This is a genomic window from Gordonia hirsuta DSM 44140 = NBRC 16056, assembly GCF_000333015.1.
GTDB classification, from domain to species: Bacteria; Actinomycetota; Actinomycetes; order Mycobacteriales; family Mycobacteriaceae; genus Gordonia; species Gordonia hirsuta.
This window is the reverse complement of sequence record NZ_BANT01000035.1, coordinates 39,702-55,304: the sequence shown is the minus strand read 5'-3', so window position 1 is coordinate 55,304 and position 15,603 is coordinate 39,702. Positions and strand designations below refer to the sequence as shown.

Sequence of the window (15,603 nt, the reverse complement as noted above, 5' to 3'; positions counted from 1 at the left end):
GCCCGCGGCGGGCGGTGTCGCCGATCGCCGCGGCCAGGGCCGCCAGGCCCGCACCGGAGTCCATCACCATCTTGCGCCCCAGCAGATCCAGGCCGTGGATGCCGTGGGCGCCCTCGTGGATCAGGTTCAGCCGGTTGTCGCGGTAGAACTGCTCCACATCGAACTCGCGGGTGTATCCGTAGCCGCCGTGCACCTGGATCGCCAGGCTGTTGGCCTCCAGGCACCACTGACTCGGCCAGCTCTTGGCGATCGGGGTGAGCACCTCCAGCAGCAGGTGGGCGTGGTCGCGGTCGGCCTGTTCGGGGGCGGTCAGCTCCTCGTCGACCAACCGGGAGGCGTACAGGCCCAGTGCCAGTGCGCCCTCGGCGTACGACTTCTGGGCCAGCAACATCCGCTTGACGTCGGCGTGCGCGATGATCGGCACCGGCGGGGTGTTCGGGTCCTTGCTGTCCACGGGCCGGCCCTGCTCGCGGGTCTTGGCGTACTCCACCGACTGCAGATAGCCCGCATAGCCCAGGGCGGTGGCCAGGAAGCCCACCCCGATGCGTGCCTCGTTCATCATGTTGAACATGTAGCGCAGCCCCTGGTGCTCCTGGCCGACCAGGTAGCCGACCGCGCCGGCCGGCCGATCCGGCACCGCGAAGGTGCCGTCGCCGAGGTTCAGCAGGGTGTTGGTGGTGCCGCGGTTGCCCATCTTGTGGTTGAGGCCCACCAGGGCGACGTCGTTGCGGGTGCCGTCGGGCAGCACCTTCGGGACGATGAACAAGGAGATACCCTTGACGCCCGGGCCGCCGCCGGGCACCTTCGCCAGCACCAGGTGCACGATGTTCTCGGTGATCTCGTGGTCGCCGGCCGAGATCCACATCTTGGTGCCGGTGATCGCATAGGTGCCGTCGCCGTTGTCGACCGCGCGCGTGGTGATATCGGCCAGGGACGAGCCGGCCTGCGGCTCCGACAGGCACATGGTGCCCGCGTAGCGCCCGGCCAGCATCGGCCGCACCCAGGTGTCGATCTGCTCGTCGGTGCCGTACTTGGCCAGCAGGTTCGCGTTGCCGACGGTCAGGAAGCCGTACGACGACGTCGCGGCGTTGGCGGCCTGGAAGTTGACCATGGAGGCGCGGGCGACGGTGTGGGGCAGCGCCATCCCGCCCAGTTCCTCATCGAAGGTGCCCGCATTGAGGCCGGCCTCGCCGAAGGCGCGCACGGCGGTGGTGATCGCCTCGAGCAGGACCACCTTGCCGTCGTCACCGATATACGGCTCGCTCTGGTCGGATTCCTTATTGTGCGGAGCGAAGAGCTTGGCCGCCATATCGTGGCTCAGGTCCAGAACCGAGTCGAAGGTCTCGCGGGAGTGCTCGGCGTACCGCGGCCGCTGGGTCAGCGCGGTGACGTCCAGCCAGTCGTGCAGCAGGAAGTCGAGGTCTTTGCGGGACATGAAATCGGCCATACCCCGAGCATAACCGAACGCTCACTCGGGAGTGTTAGATGCCGGAACGGCGGATCAGATCTCCGGCCAGCCGCGGGGAGAACTCGGCGATCGTGCGCAGCACCACCGCATACCGCGGATAGATCTCGGCCCGCCCGGTCTGCGCTGCGCGCACGATCCAGCTCGCGGCATCGCCGGGCGAGAGTGCGGGGGCATCGTCGTAGTCGGCCGTCGGGGCGATCATCGGGGTGCGCACCAGCGGGAAACCGATGTTGCTCACCGTGACGCCGGTGCCGCGGCATTCGTCGTCCAGACTCCGGCCGAAGGCGGCCAGGGCTGCCTTGGAAGCGTGATAGGCGCTGAACTTGGGCATCGATCCGGCCGCCACACCCCAGGTGACGACATTGACGATGCGACCGCTGCCGCGGGCGATCATCGCCGGCAGCAGCCCGGTGGTCAGGGCGACCGCCCCGAAGTAGTTCAGTGCCATCGTGCGCTCGAAGTCGTGGAAGCGGTCGACGGTGTCGAGGACCGAGCGGCGGATGGACCGGCCGGCGTTGTTCACCAGCACGTCCGGGGTGCCGAAATCGGCCAGGACGGTCTCGGCCAGCGCGGCGGCGGCGGAGGCATCGGACAGGTCGGCGGTCAGCGCGTGGGCCGTGCCGCCGTCCACGGCGATCGACTCGGCGACGGCGGTCAACCGCTCGAGATCGCGGGCGACCACGATCACGTGGGCACCGCGGGCGGCGAACATCTTCGCGGCGGTCTCGCCGATGCCGGAGGAGGCGCCGGTGACCACGATCAGGCTGCCGGTCAGGTCGTCGTGCTGGGACCCGAAGAACTCGGTCAGACCGGACAGGGTGCGTGCGGGTGCCAGCGCCAGCTGGGTCACCTTCCGGACGCCGGGGATCACTTGTACTTCTTGATGATCTTCATCGCCTCGTCGCCGTCGACGTTCTTGGCGACCAACTTTCCGTTCTTGACCTTCCGGATGGTGAAGAGCTTCGGTTTTTTGGCATCGGCGACATGAAGGCCCACGCCCTTGGCTTTCTTGTTCAGGTCTTCCAGCACGACTGGATGGTAACCCGTCAAGGTGAACGAAGAGCACGGGATGGGAGGTGCTGTGCGCCACGGCATCGTGGCGCCGGTGATCAGCAGATCTCCACGCCTACCGGGGTCGTATCGTCGAGCCGCCGGGCGTAGGTCTCACCGCCGATGCGGTTGCGGGTGGCGCAGGTCTGCGCCAGGTCGGCGCCCTCGTAGTACACGGCGTAGATCGGGTTGCCGTCGAGCGACTGACGCAGCGACTGGCAGGACTGATCGGTGCGCAGGTACGACGATCCCGGGTGCGCCGCCAGCGCCGCGGCGACCTCCTGCGCGTAGGCGCCCGGGGTGGTCGCGTTGTAGACGAAGGCGACGGTGCGGCCGTCACACGGGGGAGCCGAGATCGGCGTCGACAGGCCCAGATCGCCGGGCCCGCGCGTGGAGGCCGGCGGTGCGGAGGCGGCCGGCCGATCCGACGGTGTGAGCGGTGATTCGGCGGCGCCGGAGGAGTCGGCCCGGCTCGGCGGTGTTCCGCTCGAGCGTTCCTGCGCCGCCTCGGAGAGCGGGGCGGGATTCTGGGTGACGGTGGTGATCGCGGACTGCTGGGCGGTGGCGTCGTCGCCGGAGGTCTGCCAGAACACGACACCACCGATCACCGCCAGCAGCACGACGACCGCGGCCGCGGCGGCGATCAGAGGGGTATTGGACTTGTGCGGCGCCGGTGCACCCGCGCCGACCGGATACGGGCCCGACTGGGCGTACTGCGTCGGCGGGTACTGGGCCGGCGGCTGCTGGGCCGGCGGGTACCGGGTCGATTGGTGCGGGTCGTACATGCCGGCCGCGGCCACGCGGGTCGCGGCGCGGTCCTGCGGGGCGGCGGTGGCCGCAGCGGCCAGCTCACCGGCGGTCCGGAAGCGCTGGCCCGGATCCTTGGCGGTGGCGCGGGCGATGACGCCGTCGTACGCGGTCCCGGTGGGCGGCAGTGCCCGGTGCAGCTGACCGGCGATGATCTGCTCCATACTCGCCGTGCCGAACGGCCTGCTGCCGGTGAGCGACTCGTACAGAACGCAGCCCAGGGCGTAGATGTCGGTGGCCGGCCCGACCGGGGCGCCGGTGCCGAAACGTTCGGGCGCCATGTAGTTGAACGAGCCGATCGCCAGTCCCGTCGAGGTGAGGCCGGCCTGCCCGGCCGACTGCACCAGCCCGAAGTCGACCAGGTAGGCGAAACCCTTCCGGTCGATCAGGATGTTCTCCGGCTTCACATCGCGGTGCGTCAGGCCGGCCTGGTGGGCGGTGTCCAGGGCGCCGGCGATCTGGCCGACGATGTCCACGGCCTGTTCCGGTGTCAGCGTGCCCTGTTCGATCAGACTGCGCAGGTCCTGGCCGTCGACGATCCGCATGTCCAGGAACAGCTGGCCGTCGATCTCGCCGAAGTCGTGGATCGGGATCACGTGCGGATCGTTGAGTCTGGCGACGGTCTGCGACTCGTTGAGGAAACGGGTGCGGAAATCGTCGTCGTGCGCCAGGTTCTCCGGCAGCAGCTTCAGCGCGACGGTGCGGTCCTTGCGCGTATCGACGGCCTCGTACACCTCGCCCATCCCGCCGCGGCCCACGCGCCGGACCAGGCGGTACGGGCCGAGCTGAGTGCCTGAACGATCCCCGGGAGCAGTCATGGCCTGAGGTTACCCAAGAGTCGGGTGAGGAGTGATCCGCGCCGGTTCAACAGTCCTATGCTGTGAGATGGCTTACTGATAGCTGTCCGCTGTGAGGTGGGCGATCCGTGCTCGACCCGAGAGCCCTCGCCCCGAGAAACAAAGGTGAAACCCGATGAAGTTGAGAAGACTCGCGGTGGTCGCGGCGATCGCCGCGGTGACCGCCGGACTCGCGGTGGCGGTGCCCGCCCCGGCCCAGGCCGCAGTGATCAACGGTGTGGACTGGCTCTGTCACACCGAAATGAAGAACGATCCGTGCGATCTGAAGAACGATCGCACTGACATGCTGACCGGCAAGAAGACGCCGGCCACGCCGGTCGCCGACGCCGATAAGCAGATCGACTGCTTCTACCTGTATCCGACGGTGACCGACAACCTGGGTCTGCACGCACCGGGGCACCAGGTGCCGGCGACCGAGTCGATCGCCCGCTTCCAGGCGGCGCCGTTCAACGGCCAGTGCCGCGTCTTCGCCCCCAACTACCGGCAGATGACCCTGTTCGGTCTGACTCCGGCCGCGATCGCCGCGATGGTCGGCAACCATGATCTGCCGGCCGTCGCCTACGGCGATGTGCTGCGGGCCTGGAAGAGCTACCTGCGCAACGACAACCAGGGCCGCGGCGTGGTCATCATCGGTCACTCGCAGGGCACCATGATGGCGCGCAAGCTGATCCGCGAGCAGATCGACCCCGATCCGCAGCTGCGCAAGCGCTTCGTCGGCGGCATCCTGATGGGCGGCAACGTCACCACCCGGGAGGGCCGGACCACCGGCGGGGACTTCCGGAACATCCCGGTCTGCACCCAGCGCGGCCAGGCCGGCTGTGTCACCGCCTATTCGACCGAGCTGATCGGGCTGCCGTCGCTGTTCGGCAACAGCTGGCTCGATGCGCTCAGTATCGCGATGGGCCTGCCTATGGGCCCCGGCTTCCAGGTGGCCTGCACCGATCCGGCCAAGCTCAGCGGGATCACCCGTCCGGTCGGGGCCACGACCCCGTCCAAACCCTTCGCCGACGGCATCATCAGCCTGCTGATGGCCTACACCACCTTCCCGGAGGCACTGCCGTCGACGTCGTCGACCTGGACCACCGGTAAGGGCCGCTACACCAGCTCGTGCGTGAACACCGCCGGCTTCCACCGGCTGCGGGTGCATCCGGTGATTCCCCAGCAGGTCAACGAGATCCCGCTGTTCGACACCCACCTGCTCGACGTCAACTTCGGCGTCGAACGCCTGGTGAAGATCGTGGAATTGCAGAAGCAGACCCACCTGGCGACGGCCTGACCGCCGCTGACCACCGGATTCGCCGGTCACGGGGCCTGCCGCTCACTCGAGCGGCAGGCCCCGTTCCAGTAGGTCGATCGCCGCGAGCAACTCGTCGAGCGTCTCCTGATTCGGTACGGCGGCCCGCTCGGCGATGTGCATCATCACCCCCGACAGGGCAGCGGCGAAGACCCGCAGCGACAGAGCCTGCGGGTCCGTGCCGGTGTAGTCGGCGATGAACTCTATGCCCTCCTGGATCACCCGGTCGGCCTCGAGCTGATGCGCCATCCGCAGGACCGGCTCGGTCCGCACCAGGTGCAGCCGCTGCGGATCGGAGGTGAACGGGTCGTCGCGGGCCAGCGAGAAGATTCCGGTCACGATCCGCCGCGCCAGGTCGAAATGGTCCAGGCCCGGCGGGATCTGCTCGAGCATCGCCCGGCGGGCATCGTCGAGGCCGTCGCCGATCAGCACCTGCTCCTTGGACTGGAAGTACCGGAACAAGGTGGTGTGCGAGACGTGGGCGGCCTCGGCGATCTGCGCCACGGTGGTGGCGTGATAGCCCTGCCGGGAGATCAGATCCAGCGCGGCCTGCCGGATCGCCGCGCGGGTGCGCGCCTTGTGGGCGGCGCGGCGTCCGGGGCCGGTCACGGTGCCGACGTTCCCAGTTCCACCGGCTCCTCGGCGGTGGTGCTCACGCCCCGGTTGCGCACCGAGCTGCCCTCGACGTCGAAGTTGAGGACCAGCTTGTCCAGCCAGCGCGGCAGCCCCCAGGCCTTGTCGCCGAGCATCGAGATCACCGCCGGCACGACGATCATCCGGATGATGAAGGCGTCGAAGAACACCGCGACGGCCAGGGCGAAACCGAGCATCTTGTTGGTCGTCTCCGGCGACAGCATGAAGGCGGCGAAGACACTGATCATGATGACCGCCGCGGAGGTGACCACGCGGGAGCCGTGCCGGTAGCCGGCCACGATCGCATCCTTGGCCGACAGGCCGTGCAGGAACTCCTCGCGCATCCGGGTGACCAGGAAGACCTGGTAGTCCATCGCGAGGCCGAAGACCACGCCGACCAGGAAGATCGGCAGGAACGACAGGATCGGCTGGGTGTTGGAGATCAGACCGAGCCAGCCGTCGGTGAACACCAAGGTGGTGATACCGAAGGTCGCCAGCACCGAGAAGACGAAGCCGAGCGTGCCGATCAGCGGCACCCACAGCGACCGGAACACGCCGATCATGATCAGGAACGCCAGCCCGACGACGACGGCGATGTAGGGGATCAGGGCCTTGTCGAGTTTGACCGACAGATCGGACATGATCGCGGTCTGTCCGCCCACGTGGATCTCGGCGCCGACGGCCTCGACCTGTGGGGAGAGCGCGCGGATCGACTCCATCAGGTCATGGGTCTGGCTCGACGACGGTGCGCTGTTCGGGGTCACCACGATCAACGCGGTATCGGCGCCCGGATTCGGGTTGGCAGGATCGTCGCCGTTGCCCATCCAGACCACACTCTGCGGTTGGTAGACGTCGTCGAGTCCCTTGATACCGGCGACCGCGCGATCGGCGGCCGGAGCCACCTCACCGTCGTCACCGGCATGGACGACGACGAACAGCTGTCCGTTGATGCCCTCGCCGAAGCCCTCGGCAACCAGCTCCTGCGCGGCGATCTCGTCGTCGGCGGTCATGTCCAGGCCCAGTGCCATACCCCGGGCCGGGATCGCGGCGGCGACCAGGATCGCCAGTCCGACCACGATGAAGGGGATCGGCTTGGCCACGATCATCCGGCCGAACCGGGTGCCCAGGGTGTCGTGGTTCTCGTCGGCTTCGGCATGGCGGATCCACGGGATGCGCGGGGAGAACGCGAACCGGCCAAAGGCGCCCAGCAGCGCCGGGATCAGTGTCAGCGAGGCCAGCACCGCCACCGCCACGGCCAGCGCCGCACCCATACCCATCTGGGTGATCAGCGGGATCCCGATCACCATCAGGGCGACCACCGCCACGATGACGGTCAGACCGGCGAAGACCACTGCGGTCCCCGCGGTGCCGGTCGCCCGGCCGGCGGCGTCCGCGGGGTCGCCGCCGCGGCCGCGTTCGGTGCGATAGCGGGAGACGATGAACAGGGCGTAGTCGATGGACACCGCGATACCGAGCATCAGCACGATGCCGGTCGCGGTCTGGTTGACGGTCATGAACTCGGTGCTGACCATCAGCAGGAGCATCGTCATACCCACCCCGACGATGCCGGTGATCAACGGGATGAAGGCGGCGATCAGGGCGCCGAAGGCCACGATCATCACCACGAACGCCACACCCAGACCCAGCGCCTCGGCGGCACCGCCCTGGTCGCGGGCCTGCATGATGCCGCTGGTCGCGGCGATGTCCAGACCGTCTCCGCGATGCTCGTCGAGCACCTGGAGCAGCGCCTTCTTGCCGTCGAGCGGCAGGTCGAGCAGGTCCAGATCCTGGCTGACGGTGATCAGGCCGATCTTGCCGTCGTCGGAGAGGACCTGAGAGGCCAGCGCCGGCTCCGCGGCAGCCAGTGCCACCGGGTCGACGATCTTCTCCGGTTCGATCACATCGTCGAGCTTGGTCAGATCGGCGGCGAGCGCGGTGATCTGCTCGGTGTGCTTGTCCAGACCGTCCTGAGCGGAGACCACCACGGTGGTGTGCGGTTTGCGCTGCTGCTCGGACAGGGCCGGGAACTTCTCCCGCATCTGATCCATCGCGATCCCGGCGTCGGTGCCGGGCAACTCGAAATCGTCGGCGAACTTCGGGTTGAGGCCGACGACCAAGCCGATCAGCACGGCCAGTACCGCGGCCCAGGAGCCGAGGACCCACCATTTGTGGCGGAAGGAGAAGCGGCCGAGGTAGTAGAGAACCGAAGACATGCCAACAAGTGTTACTGACTAACACTTTGAACTGCAACGTGATTCTCCGTGAGCCGCCCCACAGGCCGCCGGAGCGCCGGACCTGCCGTGCCGTGCCTAGCCGGTCTTGGGGGTGAAGGGTTTGGATTCGACCGCGATGATCGGGGTGCCCACCGGGGAGAGTCCCTCGGCCACGCCGGTCACCGACAGGAACTTCTTGGTGTTCATCACCACCACCGGCGTCACCGGGGAGTAGCCGGCCGCCTCGATCTTCTCCCGATCGAAGGTCACCAGGGCGGTGCCGGCCCGCACCTTCTGTCCGGCTTCGACATGCACCGTGAAGCCCTCGCCGGCCATCTGCACCGTGTCGATACCGATGTGGATGAGCAGTTCGATACCGCCGTCGAGCACCATGCCGACCGCATGCCCGGTGGGCTGCATGGCCACCACGGTCGCGTTGGCGGGAGCGAAGACGGTGTCGCCGGTGGGATCGATCGCCACACCGTGCCCGACGCTGCCTGCGGCGAACGCCGGATCCGGGACCTCCTCCAACGGCAGCACGATGCCCGACACCGGCGAGCAGATCTCCGAGATCGGCCCGCGTGCGGGAGCTTCCACCTCGGCGACGGCCACCGCTCCGGCCGCGGCACCCGCACCGGGCTGGGCCGGTGCGGCAGCCACGGTCACCTCCGCGACCTCCTCGGCCGGTGCGGCGGCATCCGGAGCCTCCTCGGCCACCGCGGCGGCGGCCTCGTCGGCGGCGCGGATCGCCTCGAAATCGGCCTGCTGCTCGGGACTGCGGAAACCGGAGACGATGATCAGGAACATCGCGGTGAAGAACGCCGCGGCCACCGCGATCATGTACAGGTACATGTTGCTGAACGCGGGAATGGTCAGCAGCGAGGTGAATACGAAGGCGGTGGTCTTGACGCCGCCGCCGATACCGATGATCAGGCCGCCGACGAAACAGCCCACCAGCATCCGTGGATAGATCCGTTTGAAGCGCAGATGGATGCCGTACAGCGACGGCTCGGAGATGCCGCCGAGCAGACCGGCGGTCAGGGCACCGGTCGCCGTCTGGCGCATCTGGATGTCCCGTTGACGCCAGGCCAGGACCAGCACGCCGGCGGTGGCGCCGAAGCAGGCGAAGTTCCACGCGCCCATCGGTCCCTGGATGAAGTCGTAGCCCAGGGTCTTGATGTTGACCAGCATGATCGCGTTGATCGGCCAGTGCAGCCCCAGCGGCACCATGAACGGATACGCCAGCGGAATCACGATCGCGAAGATCAGCGGCGAGAAGTCGTTGATCGACTTGAGCGCACTGCCCAGTCCGGCACCGGCGTACACGCCGATCGGACCGATCAGGAAGGCGGTCAGCGGGATCATGATCAGCATCGCCAGGAACGGGACGAAGACCAGGTGCACGTTCGCCGGGATCAGCTTCTTGAGCAGCTTGTACAGCGGACCCAGCAGCGCCGCCATCAGCAGCGGCGGGAACACCTGTGAACCGTAGTCGTTAATTGTCAACGGCAGCCCGAACACGTCGATGGTCTTGATGTCGAAGCCGAACAGCGTCCGTTCGGTCGCCTCGTCGCCTAAGGCCATGTAACCGGGCAGCATCAACACCGCCATCACCGCGAAACCCACCCACGGATCGGCGCCGACCTTCTGCGCGGCGTTGTAGGCGATCATCAGCGGCAGGAAGACGAACACACACTGCCAGGCGAGGTTGACGAAGCTCCACGACGGCGACAGCGCCGGTGCGGTCGGATCATTCCAGGCGGGGATCACCTCCAGCGTCGCCATCAGCGCCATGAAGGTGATGAACAACGACGCACCCAGCAGGGCGCCGAGCACCGGCCGGAACGAATCGGAGAGGAACTCGAAGAGGCTGTCGATCCAGGCGACCTTGCCGCGCGGACCCTGCGCGCGGGCGGCGGCTTTGACCGCGTCCGCGTCGCTGCCGCCGGCGTCCTTCATCGCCGGCAACGCCATGATGTCGTTGAAGACATCCTGCACGCCGCCGCCGATGACCACCTGATAGTGCGTGGCGCCCTGCGGGACCGCGCCCAGGACCACTGGGATCGCCTCGACGGTGTCCTTGTCGATCCCGGCGGTGTCGTGCACTTCGAAACGCAGCCGCGTGGCGCAATGGGTCAGGTGGGTGATGTTGCCTGGTCCGCCGAGAGCATCGACGATCGCCTGTGCATCTTTCTCCGACATGGAGAAAGCCTAAGCCTCAAGTGAGGTTCGTCACAGCCGTTGCGGAAGAAAGGAATTCGCGGATCTTGCCGTGGTCCTTCACTCCGGGCGAGGATTCGACGCCGCTGGACACGTCCACACCCCACGGCCGCGCCTGCGCGATTGCGCGGGCGACGTTGTCCGGGCGCAGTCCGCCGGCCAGAATCCAGTCGCCCGACGGGGCCGTGTCGGCCAGGGCGCCCAGGTCCCACTGCCGGCCCGATCCGGGCTGCGGGGCATCCAGGAGCAGTACCTGCTCGCCGTAGGCGCCGACCGTCAGGTCCGGATCGTGCGCCAGCGAGGTGGCCCGCCACAGCCGCGGGAACAGCGCGCGGGCGGCAGCGAAGTCGGCGGCGGTGTAGGCGCCGTGCAGCTGCAGGACCGTCGCGCCGATCCGGCCGGCGAGCCGGGCCGCGTCCTCGGCGGGCATGTCGTTGACCACCAGCACCGTTTCGACTGCCCCGTCGGCCGCGGCGATGATCGACCGGGCCAGGTCCGGGGTCACCGCACGCGGGCTGGTGCGGTTGATCACTACGCCGATCGCGTCGGCGCCGGCCTCGACCGCCACGGCGACATCGTCGACCGTGGTCAGACCGCACACCTTGACGAACATGCCGCCGAGTCTAATCGGGCGACGGGGCCGGGCGGCCGGACGGGGCGCGACCGGGCGCCGGACCGGTGCGATTCGCGCTGGACACCGGCCCGTCGCCCGTGAACTCGTTCTCGCCCCCTCGGCTGAGGGCGCGAGAACGGACTGGGGGTGCCGGGCACCCCAAGTCAGGGTGCCCGAGCAGACCGGAGCGCCGGGCGGGCAAGGAGTCGAGATCCTAGGAGTCGCGATCCTAGGAGTCGAGGTCCGAGGAGGGGAGTGCCGAGGAAGAACGGTGCCGCAGGGCGAGCGCACGGCCCAAGGCCAGGGCCAGTGCCACGCACGCGGCCGCCACCGCGATCGTCGCGATCCAGGTGGCCTCGTCGTGGGAGAAGTCGTAGAGGGAGGCGACGCCGACACCGGCAGCGACGGCGACCAGGGCCCCGATCGGCAGCAGCCATGCCAGGACGACGACCGTGCGCCGGGCCAGCGAATCGTGCACGGCTCGCAGCACCACATAGACCGCGCCCAGCGACAGCCCGTACGAGAGCAACCCGCAGGCGGCGTAGATCGCCAGGATGCCGGCGACACCGGGGTCGGCGGACAGGCCGCCGAACGCCACACCGACTGCGATCGCCGGCCCGACGGCCGCGGCCAGCAGACCCGCCGAGATGGTCGGCACCATCCGGTTTCCGGCCGGTCCGGTCATCGTGAACCCGGCCGCCAGCGCCGCCGTCCCGATCACCGCACCGATCAGCAGTCCCGTCAGCGGCGCGACCACGAATGGATCGACGGTGTCGGCGGGACCGGAGGACAGGGTGGAGAACACCATCACCTGCTGTGAAGAACCGGCCTGCGTCAACGCAGTGGCCAACAGTGCCGTGAATGCTCCGACCAACGCGAATCCCAGAATCTGCCGCACCGGACCATTCTTGCTCATGGGCAGGTGCGCACCGGGCGTGCGGGCCGGTGCGCCGTACGGTGACAGCATGGAGATTCCGGCCGGGCTGGCGGCTCAGCGCAGACTGGGTCCGGACTGGGCGTCCTGGCTGGACCTGCTGCCGTCACGCTGCACCGCACTGCTGGTCGAATGGGAACTGGAACCCTCCGGAGAGCCGATGCACGGCCACTCCTCGCTGGTGCTCCCGGTGCACACCGCCGACGGCCGGCAGGCGGTGCTCAAGGTGGGTTTCGACGGCTCGGAGCAGACCGCCGACGAACATCTGGCACTGCAGGTCTGGGCCGGTGGCGGGGCGGTGCGGATGTTCCGGGCCGACCCGGTGCGCCGGGCTCTGCTGCTGGAGCGGCTGAGTACCCGGGATCTGTCCGGCGAATGGGATGTGCAAGCCTGCCAGGTCATCGCCGGATTGTATGAACGGCTGCATGTGCCGGCGTCGCCGCGCTTCGCCCGCCTGCCTCAGCTGCTCGAGGGCTGGCTGCAGGCGCTGGACGCCGACGCCCGCAACGTGCCGGTCCCACCGAGACTGATCGATCAGGCGCTGGTGCGCGGCCGCGAGTTCGTCGCCGACCCCGATTCGGCCGGGGTCCTGGTGCACGGCGACCTGCACTACGAGAACGTCCTGGCCGCCGACCGGGCGCCGTGGCTGGCGATCGATCCGCAGCCGATGTCGGGGGACCGGCATTACGAGGTGGCGCCGCTGCTGTGGAATCGCTGGGACGAGATGGCCGGCTATCTGCGCCCATCGATTCAGCAGCGCTTCTTCACCGTGGTGGAGGCTGCGGGCCTGGACGAGGACCGGGCTCGCGACTGGGTGCTGGTGCGCATGGTGCTCAACGCGCATTGGGCGGTGTCCGATGCGGTGCAGGCGGGCCGGGCGCTCGACGCCGCCGAACGAGACTGGATCACCCGCTGCATTGCGGTGGCCAAAGCGACACAGCCCTGACCGGTAACGCTGGTCCGACCGCAGGCACCCCTCCCGCCCCGTTCGGCGGGCCGCTCGCAACCAGATGCGGCCCGGCCAGAGGGAGGGAATCGCGCCTGCCCGGCTTTCCCCAAGCTGACCGCGTCGAGGTGCGGCACCGGGCGTTCGAGTTGCCCTGGGCATCGATTCGGGGCCGTTCTTCGTCGTCGACGGTCGCTATCGTCTCTCCGGGGTTCACAGGCCACCGAGCTGTTCTCCCGTGCGCAGCAGCAGGCCTGGCAGGACGGGTTAGGGTCGGAAGACCAGGCCCAATAGTTCGGGTCGGGCCCAGCAGAGGAGATTCATGTCGAACCCCGTGTCCCCGCAGGCGATCGAACTGCCGGTCCTCCGCGAACGCATCGAGATCCCAGGTTCGGCCGATACGCCGCTGGTCGCGCTGATCGACCGCCCCGATGGTCCGGTGCGCGGCCACGCCCTGCTGGCGCACTGTTTCACCTGCTCCAAGGACACGATCGCCGCGGCGCGGATCGCCCGGGCGCTGGCGGCAGCGCAGATCGCGGTGACGCGGGTCGACTTCACCGGACTGGGCGAGTCCGCCGGCGACTTCGCCGACACCACCTTCAGCTCCAATATTGAAGACCTGGTGCTCACCGCCGACGCGCTGAGGGAACGCGGAATGGCTCCGGAGCTGCTGGTCGGCCACTCCCTGGGCGGCGCCGCCGTGATGGCGGCCGCCGAGTTCATCCCCGAGGTCCGCGCGGTGGCCACGATCGCCGCACCCGAGGAACCGGTCGCGGTGGAACGGCACCTGGTCGAGGGCCTGGAGCAGATGGCGCGCGAGGGCGAGGCGGTGGTGATGCTGGCCGGACGGCCCATGCGGATCCGCCAGAGCTTCGTCGACGATCTCGCCGAGCACAGCCTCGCCGACCGGGTCGCCGCCCTCGGGGTGCCGCTGCTGCTGATGCATTCTCCCGACGACGAGCAGCTCGGGTTCGACGCCGCCGAGCGGCTGTATGCCCATGCGCGCCAACCCAAGTCGTTGATCGCCCTGGACGGCGCCGACCATCTGCTCACCGCCGACGGCGCCGCCGAACGAGCCGGCCGGCTGATCGCGACCTGGGCCGACCAGTACCTGCCGACAGCGCAGGAACCGTCGTCGTCGTTGCCGGCCGGGGCGGTGTCGGTGCGGCCGAACGGGCTGGGCGCCTTCGGTCAGGACATCGCGGCCGGGCGCCACCGCTGGCTCGCCGACGAGCCGACGACGGTGCGCGGCGCGCTCGACACCGGGCCCAATCCGTACGACATGCTGCTGGCGGCGTTGGGGGCGTGCACGTCGATGACGATGCGGATGTACGCCGACCACAAGGGATTCGAAGTCGACGATCTGCAGGTGGTGCTCTCGCAGGAGCGCGTGCACGCCGACGACTGTGCCGACTGCGAGACCTCGGACGGGCACGTGACCCGGATCGAGCGATCCATCTCGATCTCGGGCGATCTGACGCCGGAGCAGCGGGCCGGACTGATGCGGATCGCCGACAAGTGCCCGGTGCACCGGACCCTGAGGGAACCGATCGTCATCGTGACCCGCGAGGCCGACGCGGCGGAGTAGAGCGCCGCTCAGGGAGCTGCGGCTCAGTAGGTCGCGGCGTCCAGGGCATCGACGGCGAGCTGGCGGCCGGCGGAGATCACCTCTTCGGCGAGGTGGAAGTCACGGGTCCGGCACACGGTCCGGGGCACTTCGATCACCAGATCCGGTGGATAGGCGGCCAGGATGTGCCGGTCCAGTGCCGCCTGCGTGATGTCGATGCTGCGGTCCACCACGCGCAGCCCACTGAAGTCGGGCAGCGGATCGCCGGTGACCGGCTCCAGAGTGCTGAGACGGACTGCGATGGTGATATCGGCGTCGACCGAGGCCAGCGGCGCCATCGGCGTGGGATCCAGGATTCCGCCGTCGCCGAGGAGGCGCTCCTCGATCACGTGCGGGGTGATCAGACCGGGAATGGCGATCGAGGCGCGGATGGCGGCGGCGACCGGGCCGCGCTGCAGCCAGACCGAGGTGCCCGCGACCAGGTCGGTGGCCACCGCGGTGAAGGCCATCTCGAGGTCTTCGATGCAGACCGGGCCGAGGATCTCTTCGACCTGGTTCAGGATCTTCTCGGCGCGCAGCATCCCTGCGGCCCTGAGTGTGGGGTCGATCAGCCGCAGGATCGCCCGTTGATCCAGGCTCTGCGCCCACTCGCTGAACTCGGCGAGCTTCCCGGCGGCCAGCACCCCGCCGACCAGCGCACCCATCGACGATCCGGATACCCCGACGATCTGGTGTCCGCGGGACTCCAGCTCCTGGATCACCCCGATGTGGGCGTAGCCGCGTGCGCCGCCGCTCCCTAGCGCGAGTGCCACCTGCATGGCTTCGAGTATGGCAGTGCGCGGCGACGTCGTTCCGGCGGCAGCAGCGAAGGTGTCCCGTCGTGCCGGCGCCGGTGTTCTCTGGTGCCCCCAGTCGGGCTCGAACCGACACTGGGCGGATTTTAAGTCCGCTGCCTCTGCCAATTGGGCTATGGGGGCGGTGCGTCGATCTTGCCAGGTAGG

The 15,603-nt window shown here is 68.7% G+C and carries 13 protein-coding genes and 1 tRNA gene; 3 read left to right on the top strand and 11 right to left on the bottom strand.

Annotated features, from left to right (window positions below):
* The 4 genes from GOHSU_RS12170 to GOHSU_RS12160 all read right to left on the bottom strand — a co-directional run.
* Positions 1-1,447, bottom strand: a 1,447-nt coding sequence (locus GOHSU_RS12170) for an acyl-CoA dehydrogenase family protein (RefSeq protein WP_005942101.1), incomplete at its 3' end; no start/stop codon positions are given.
* Positions 1,448-1,481: 34 nt separating this feature from the next.
* Entirely contained in the window at positions 1,482-2,339 is an 858-nt protein-coding gene (locus GOHSU_RS12165; protein WP_005942099.1) for an SDR family NAD(P)-dependent oxidoreductase, read from the bottom strand.
* Positions 2,336-2,497, bottom strand: a complete 162-nt coding sequence (locus GOHSU_RS17045; RefSeq protein WP_005942097.1) for a hypothetical protein — start codon at positions 2,495-2,497, stop codon at positions 2,336-2,338. The genes GOHSU_RS12165 and GOHSU_RS17045 overlap by 4 nt, the downstream gene beginning before the upstream one ends.
* 80 nt (positions 2,498-2,577) lie before the next feature.
* The gene (locus GOHSU_RS12160; protein ID WP_005942095.1) at positions 2,578-4,143 is read right to left on the bottom strand and encodes a serine/threonine-protein kinase; all 1,566 of its coding nucleotides are present in this window, start codon (positions 4,141-4,143) and stop codon (positions 2,578-2,580) included.
* Positions 4,144-4,297: 154 nt separating this feature from the next.
* Here GOHSU_RS12160 and GOHSU_RS12155 point away from each other — a divergent pair, with 154 nt between their 5' ends.
* Positions 4,298-5,458: a DUF3089 domain-containing protein gene (locus tag GOHSU_RS12155; RefSeq protein WP_005942087.1), complete on the top strand. Its 1,161-nt coding sequence runs from the start codon at positions 4,298-4,300 to the stop codon at positions 5,456-5,458.
* A gap of 42 nt (positions 5,459-5,500) precedes the next feature.
* On the opposite strand, the gene GOHSU_RS12150 is transcribed toward GOHSU_RS12155, so the two are convergent.
* From GOHSU_RS12150 to GOHSU_RS16345, 5 genes are all read right to left on the bottom strand, one after another.
* Complete coding sequence (locus GOHSU_RS12150; RefSeq protein WP_005942085.1) at positions 5,501-6,085, bottom strand: TetR/AcrR family transcriptional regulator; 585 nt, start codon at positions 6,083-6,085, stop codon at positions 5,501-5,503.
* Positions 6,082-8,322: an MMPL family transporter gene (locus tag GOHSU_RS12145; protein ID WP_005942083.1), complete on the bottom strand. Its 2,241-nt coding sequence runs from the start codon at positions 8,320-8,322 to the stop codon at positions 6,082-6,084. Before GOHSU_RS12145 ends, GOHSU_RS12150 begins: the two co-directional genes overlap by 4 nt.
* A gap of 96 nt (positions 8,323-8,418) precedes the next feature.
* Positions 8,419-10,524, bottom strand: coding sequence for a glucose PTS transporter subunit IIA (locus GOHSU_RS12140; RefSeq protein ID WP_005942081.1), 2,106 nt, complete (start codon positions 10,522-10,524; stop codon positions 8,419-8,421).
* A gap of 16 nt (positions 10,525-10,540) precedes the next feature.
* Complete coding sequence (locus GOHSU_RS12135) at positions 10,541-11,155, bottom strand: phosphoribosylanthranilate isomerase (protein ID WP_005942080.1); 615 nt, start codon at positions 11,153-11,155, stop codon at positions 10,541-10,543.
* Positions 11,156-11,384: 229 nt separating this feature from the next.
* Positions 11,385-12,071, bottom strand: a complete 687-nt coding sequence (locus tag GOHSU_RS16345; RefSeq protein WP_155821215.1) for a hypothetical protein — start codon at positions 12,069-12,071, stop codon at positions 11,385-11,387.
* A 49-nt stretch (positions 12,072-12,120) separates the two neighbouring features.
* Between GOHSU_RS16345 and GOHSU_RS12125 the strand changes: the two genes are divergently transcribed.
* Together GOHSU_RS12125 and GOHSU_RS12120 are read left to right on the top strand one after the other, a co-directional pair.
* Positions 12,121-13,035 (top strand): aminoglycoside phosphotransferase family protein, encoded by a 915-nt coding sequence (locus tag GOHSU_RS12125; protein WP_005942077.1) that lies wholly within the window; start codon positions 12,121-12,123, stop codon positions 13,033-13,035.
* A gap of 322 nt (positions 13,036-13,357) precedes the next feature.
* On the top strand, positions 13,358-14,623 hold the full coding sequence (locus GOHSU_RS12120) for a bifunctional alpha/beta hydrolase/OsmC family protein (RefSeq protein WP_005942075.1): 1,266 nt from the start codon (positions 13,358-13,360) through the stop codon (positions 14,621-14,623).
* Positions 14,624-14,646: 23 nt separating this feature from the next.
* Here GOHSU_RS12120 and GOHSU_RS12115 read toward each other — a convergent pair whose 3' ends face one another.
* Both GOHSU_RS12115 and GOHSU_RS12110 read right to left on the bottom strand, forming a co-directional pair.
* Positions 14,647-15,420 carry a patatin-like phospholipase family protein gene (locus GOHSU_RS12115; protein ID WP_005942074.1) on the bottom strand — a complete coding sequence of 258 codons (774 nt, stop codon included), beginning with the start codon at positions 15,418-15,420 and terminating at the stop codon, positions 14,647-14,649.
* Positions 15,421-15,502: 82 nt separating this feature from the next.
* Positions 15,503-15,579: transfer RNA gene (locus tag GOHSU_RS12110), tRNA-Leu, on the bottom strand.
* Between the last annotated feature and the right edge of the window lie 24 nt (positions 15,580-15,603).

What these genes read in the sequence shown, in the direction of transcription:
- GOHSU_RS12125 (WP_005942077.1), top strand. Translation starts at nt 12,121, where the DNA reads ATGGAGATTCCGGCCGGGCTGGCGGCTCAGCGCAGACTGGGTCCGGAC.
- GOHSU_RS12135 (WP_005942080.1), bottom strand. Translation starts at nt 11,155, where the DNA reads ATGTTCGTCAAGGTGTGCGGTCTGACCACGGTCGACGATGTCGCCGTG.
- GOHSU_RS12120 (WP_005942075.1), top strand. Translation starts at nt 13,358, where the DNA reads ATGTCGAACCCCGTGTCCCCGCAGGCGATCGAACTGCCGGTCCTCCGC.
- GOHSU_RS12140 (WP_005942081.1), bottom strand. Translation starts at nt 10,524, where the DNA reads ATGTCGGAGAAAGATGCACAGGCGATCGTCGATGCTCTCGGCGGACCA.
- GOHSU_RS12115 (WP_005942074.1), bottom strand. Translation starts at nt 15,420, where the DNA reads ATGCAGGTGGCACTCGCGCTAGGGAGCGGCGGCGCACGCGGCTACGCC.
- GOHSU_RS16345 (WP_155821215.1), bottom strand. Translation starts at nt 12,071, where the DNA reads ATGAGCAAGAATGGTCCGGTGCGGCAGATTCTGGGATTCGCGTTGGTC.
- GOHSU_RS12145 (WP_005942083.1), bottom strand. Translation starts at nt 8,322, where the DNA reads ATGTCTTCGGTTCTCTACTACCTCGGCCGCTTCTCCTTCCGCCACAAA.
- GOHSU_RS12155 (WP_005942087.1), top strand. Translation starts at nt 4,298, where the DNA reads ATGAAGTTGAGAAGACTCGCGGTGGTCGCGGCGATCGCCGCGGTGACC.
- GOHSU_RS12160 (WP_005942095.1), bottom strand. Translation starts at nt 4,143, where the DNA reads ATGACTGCTCCCGGGGATCGTTCAGGCACTCAGCTCGGCCCGTACCGC.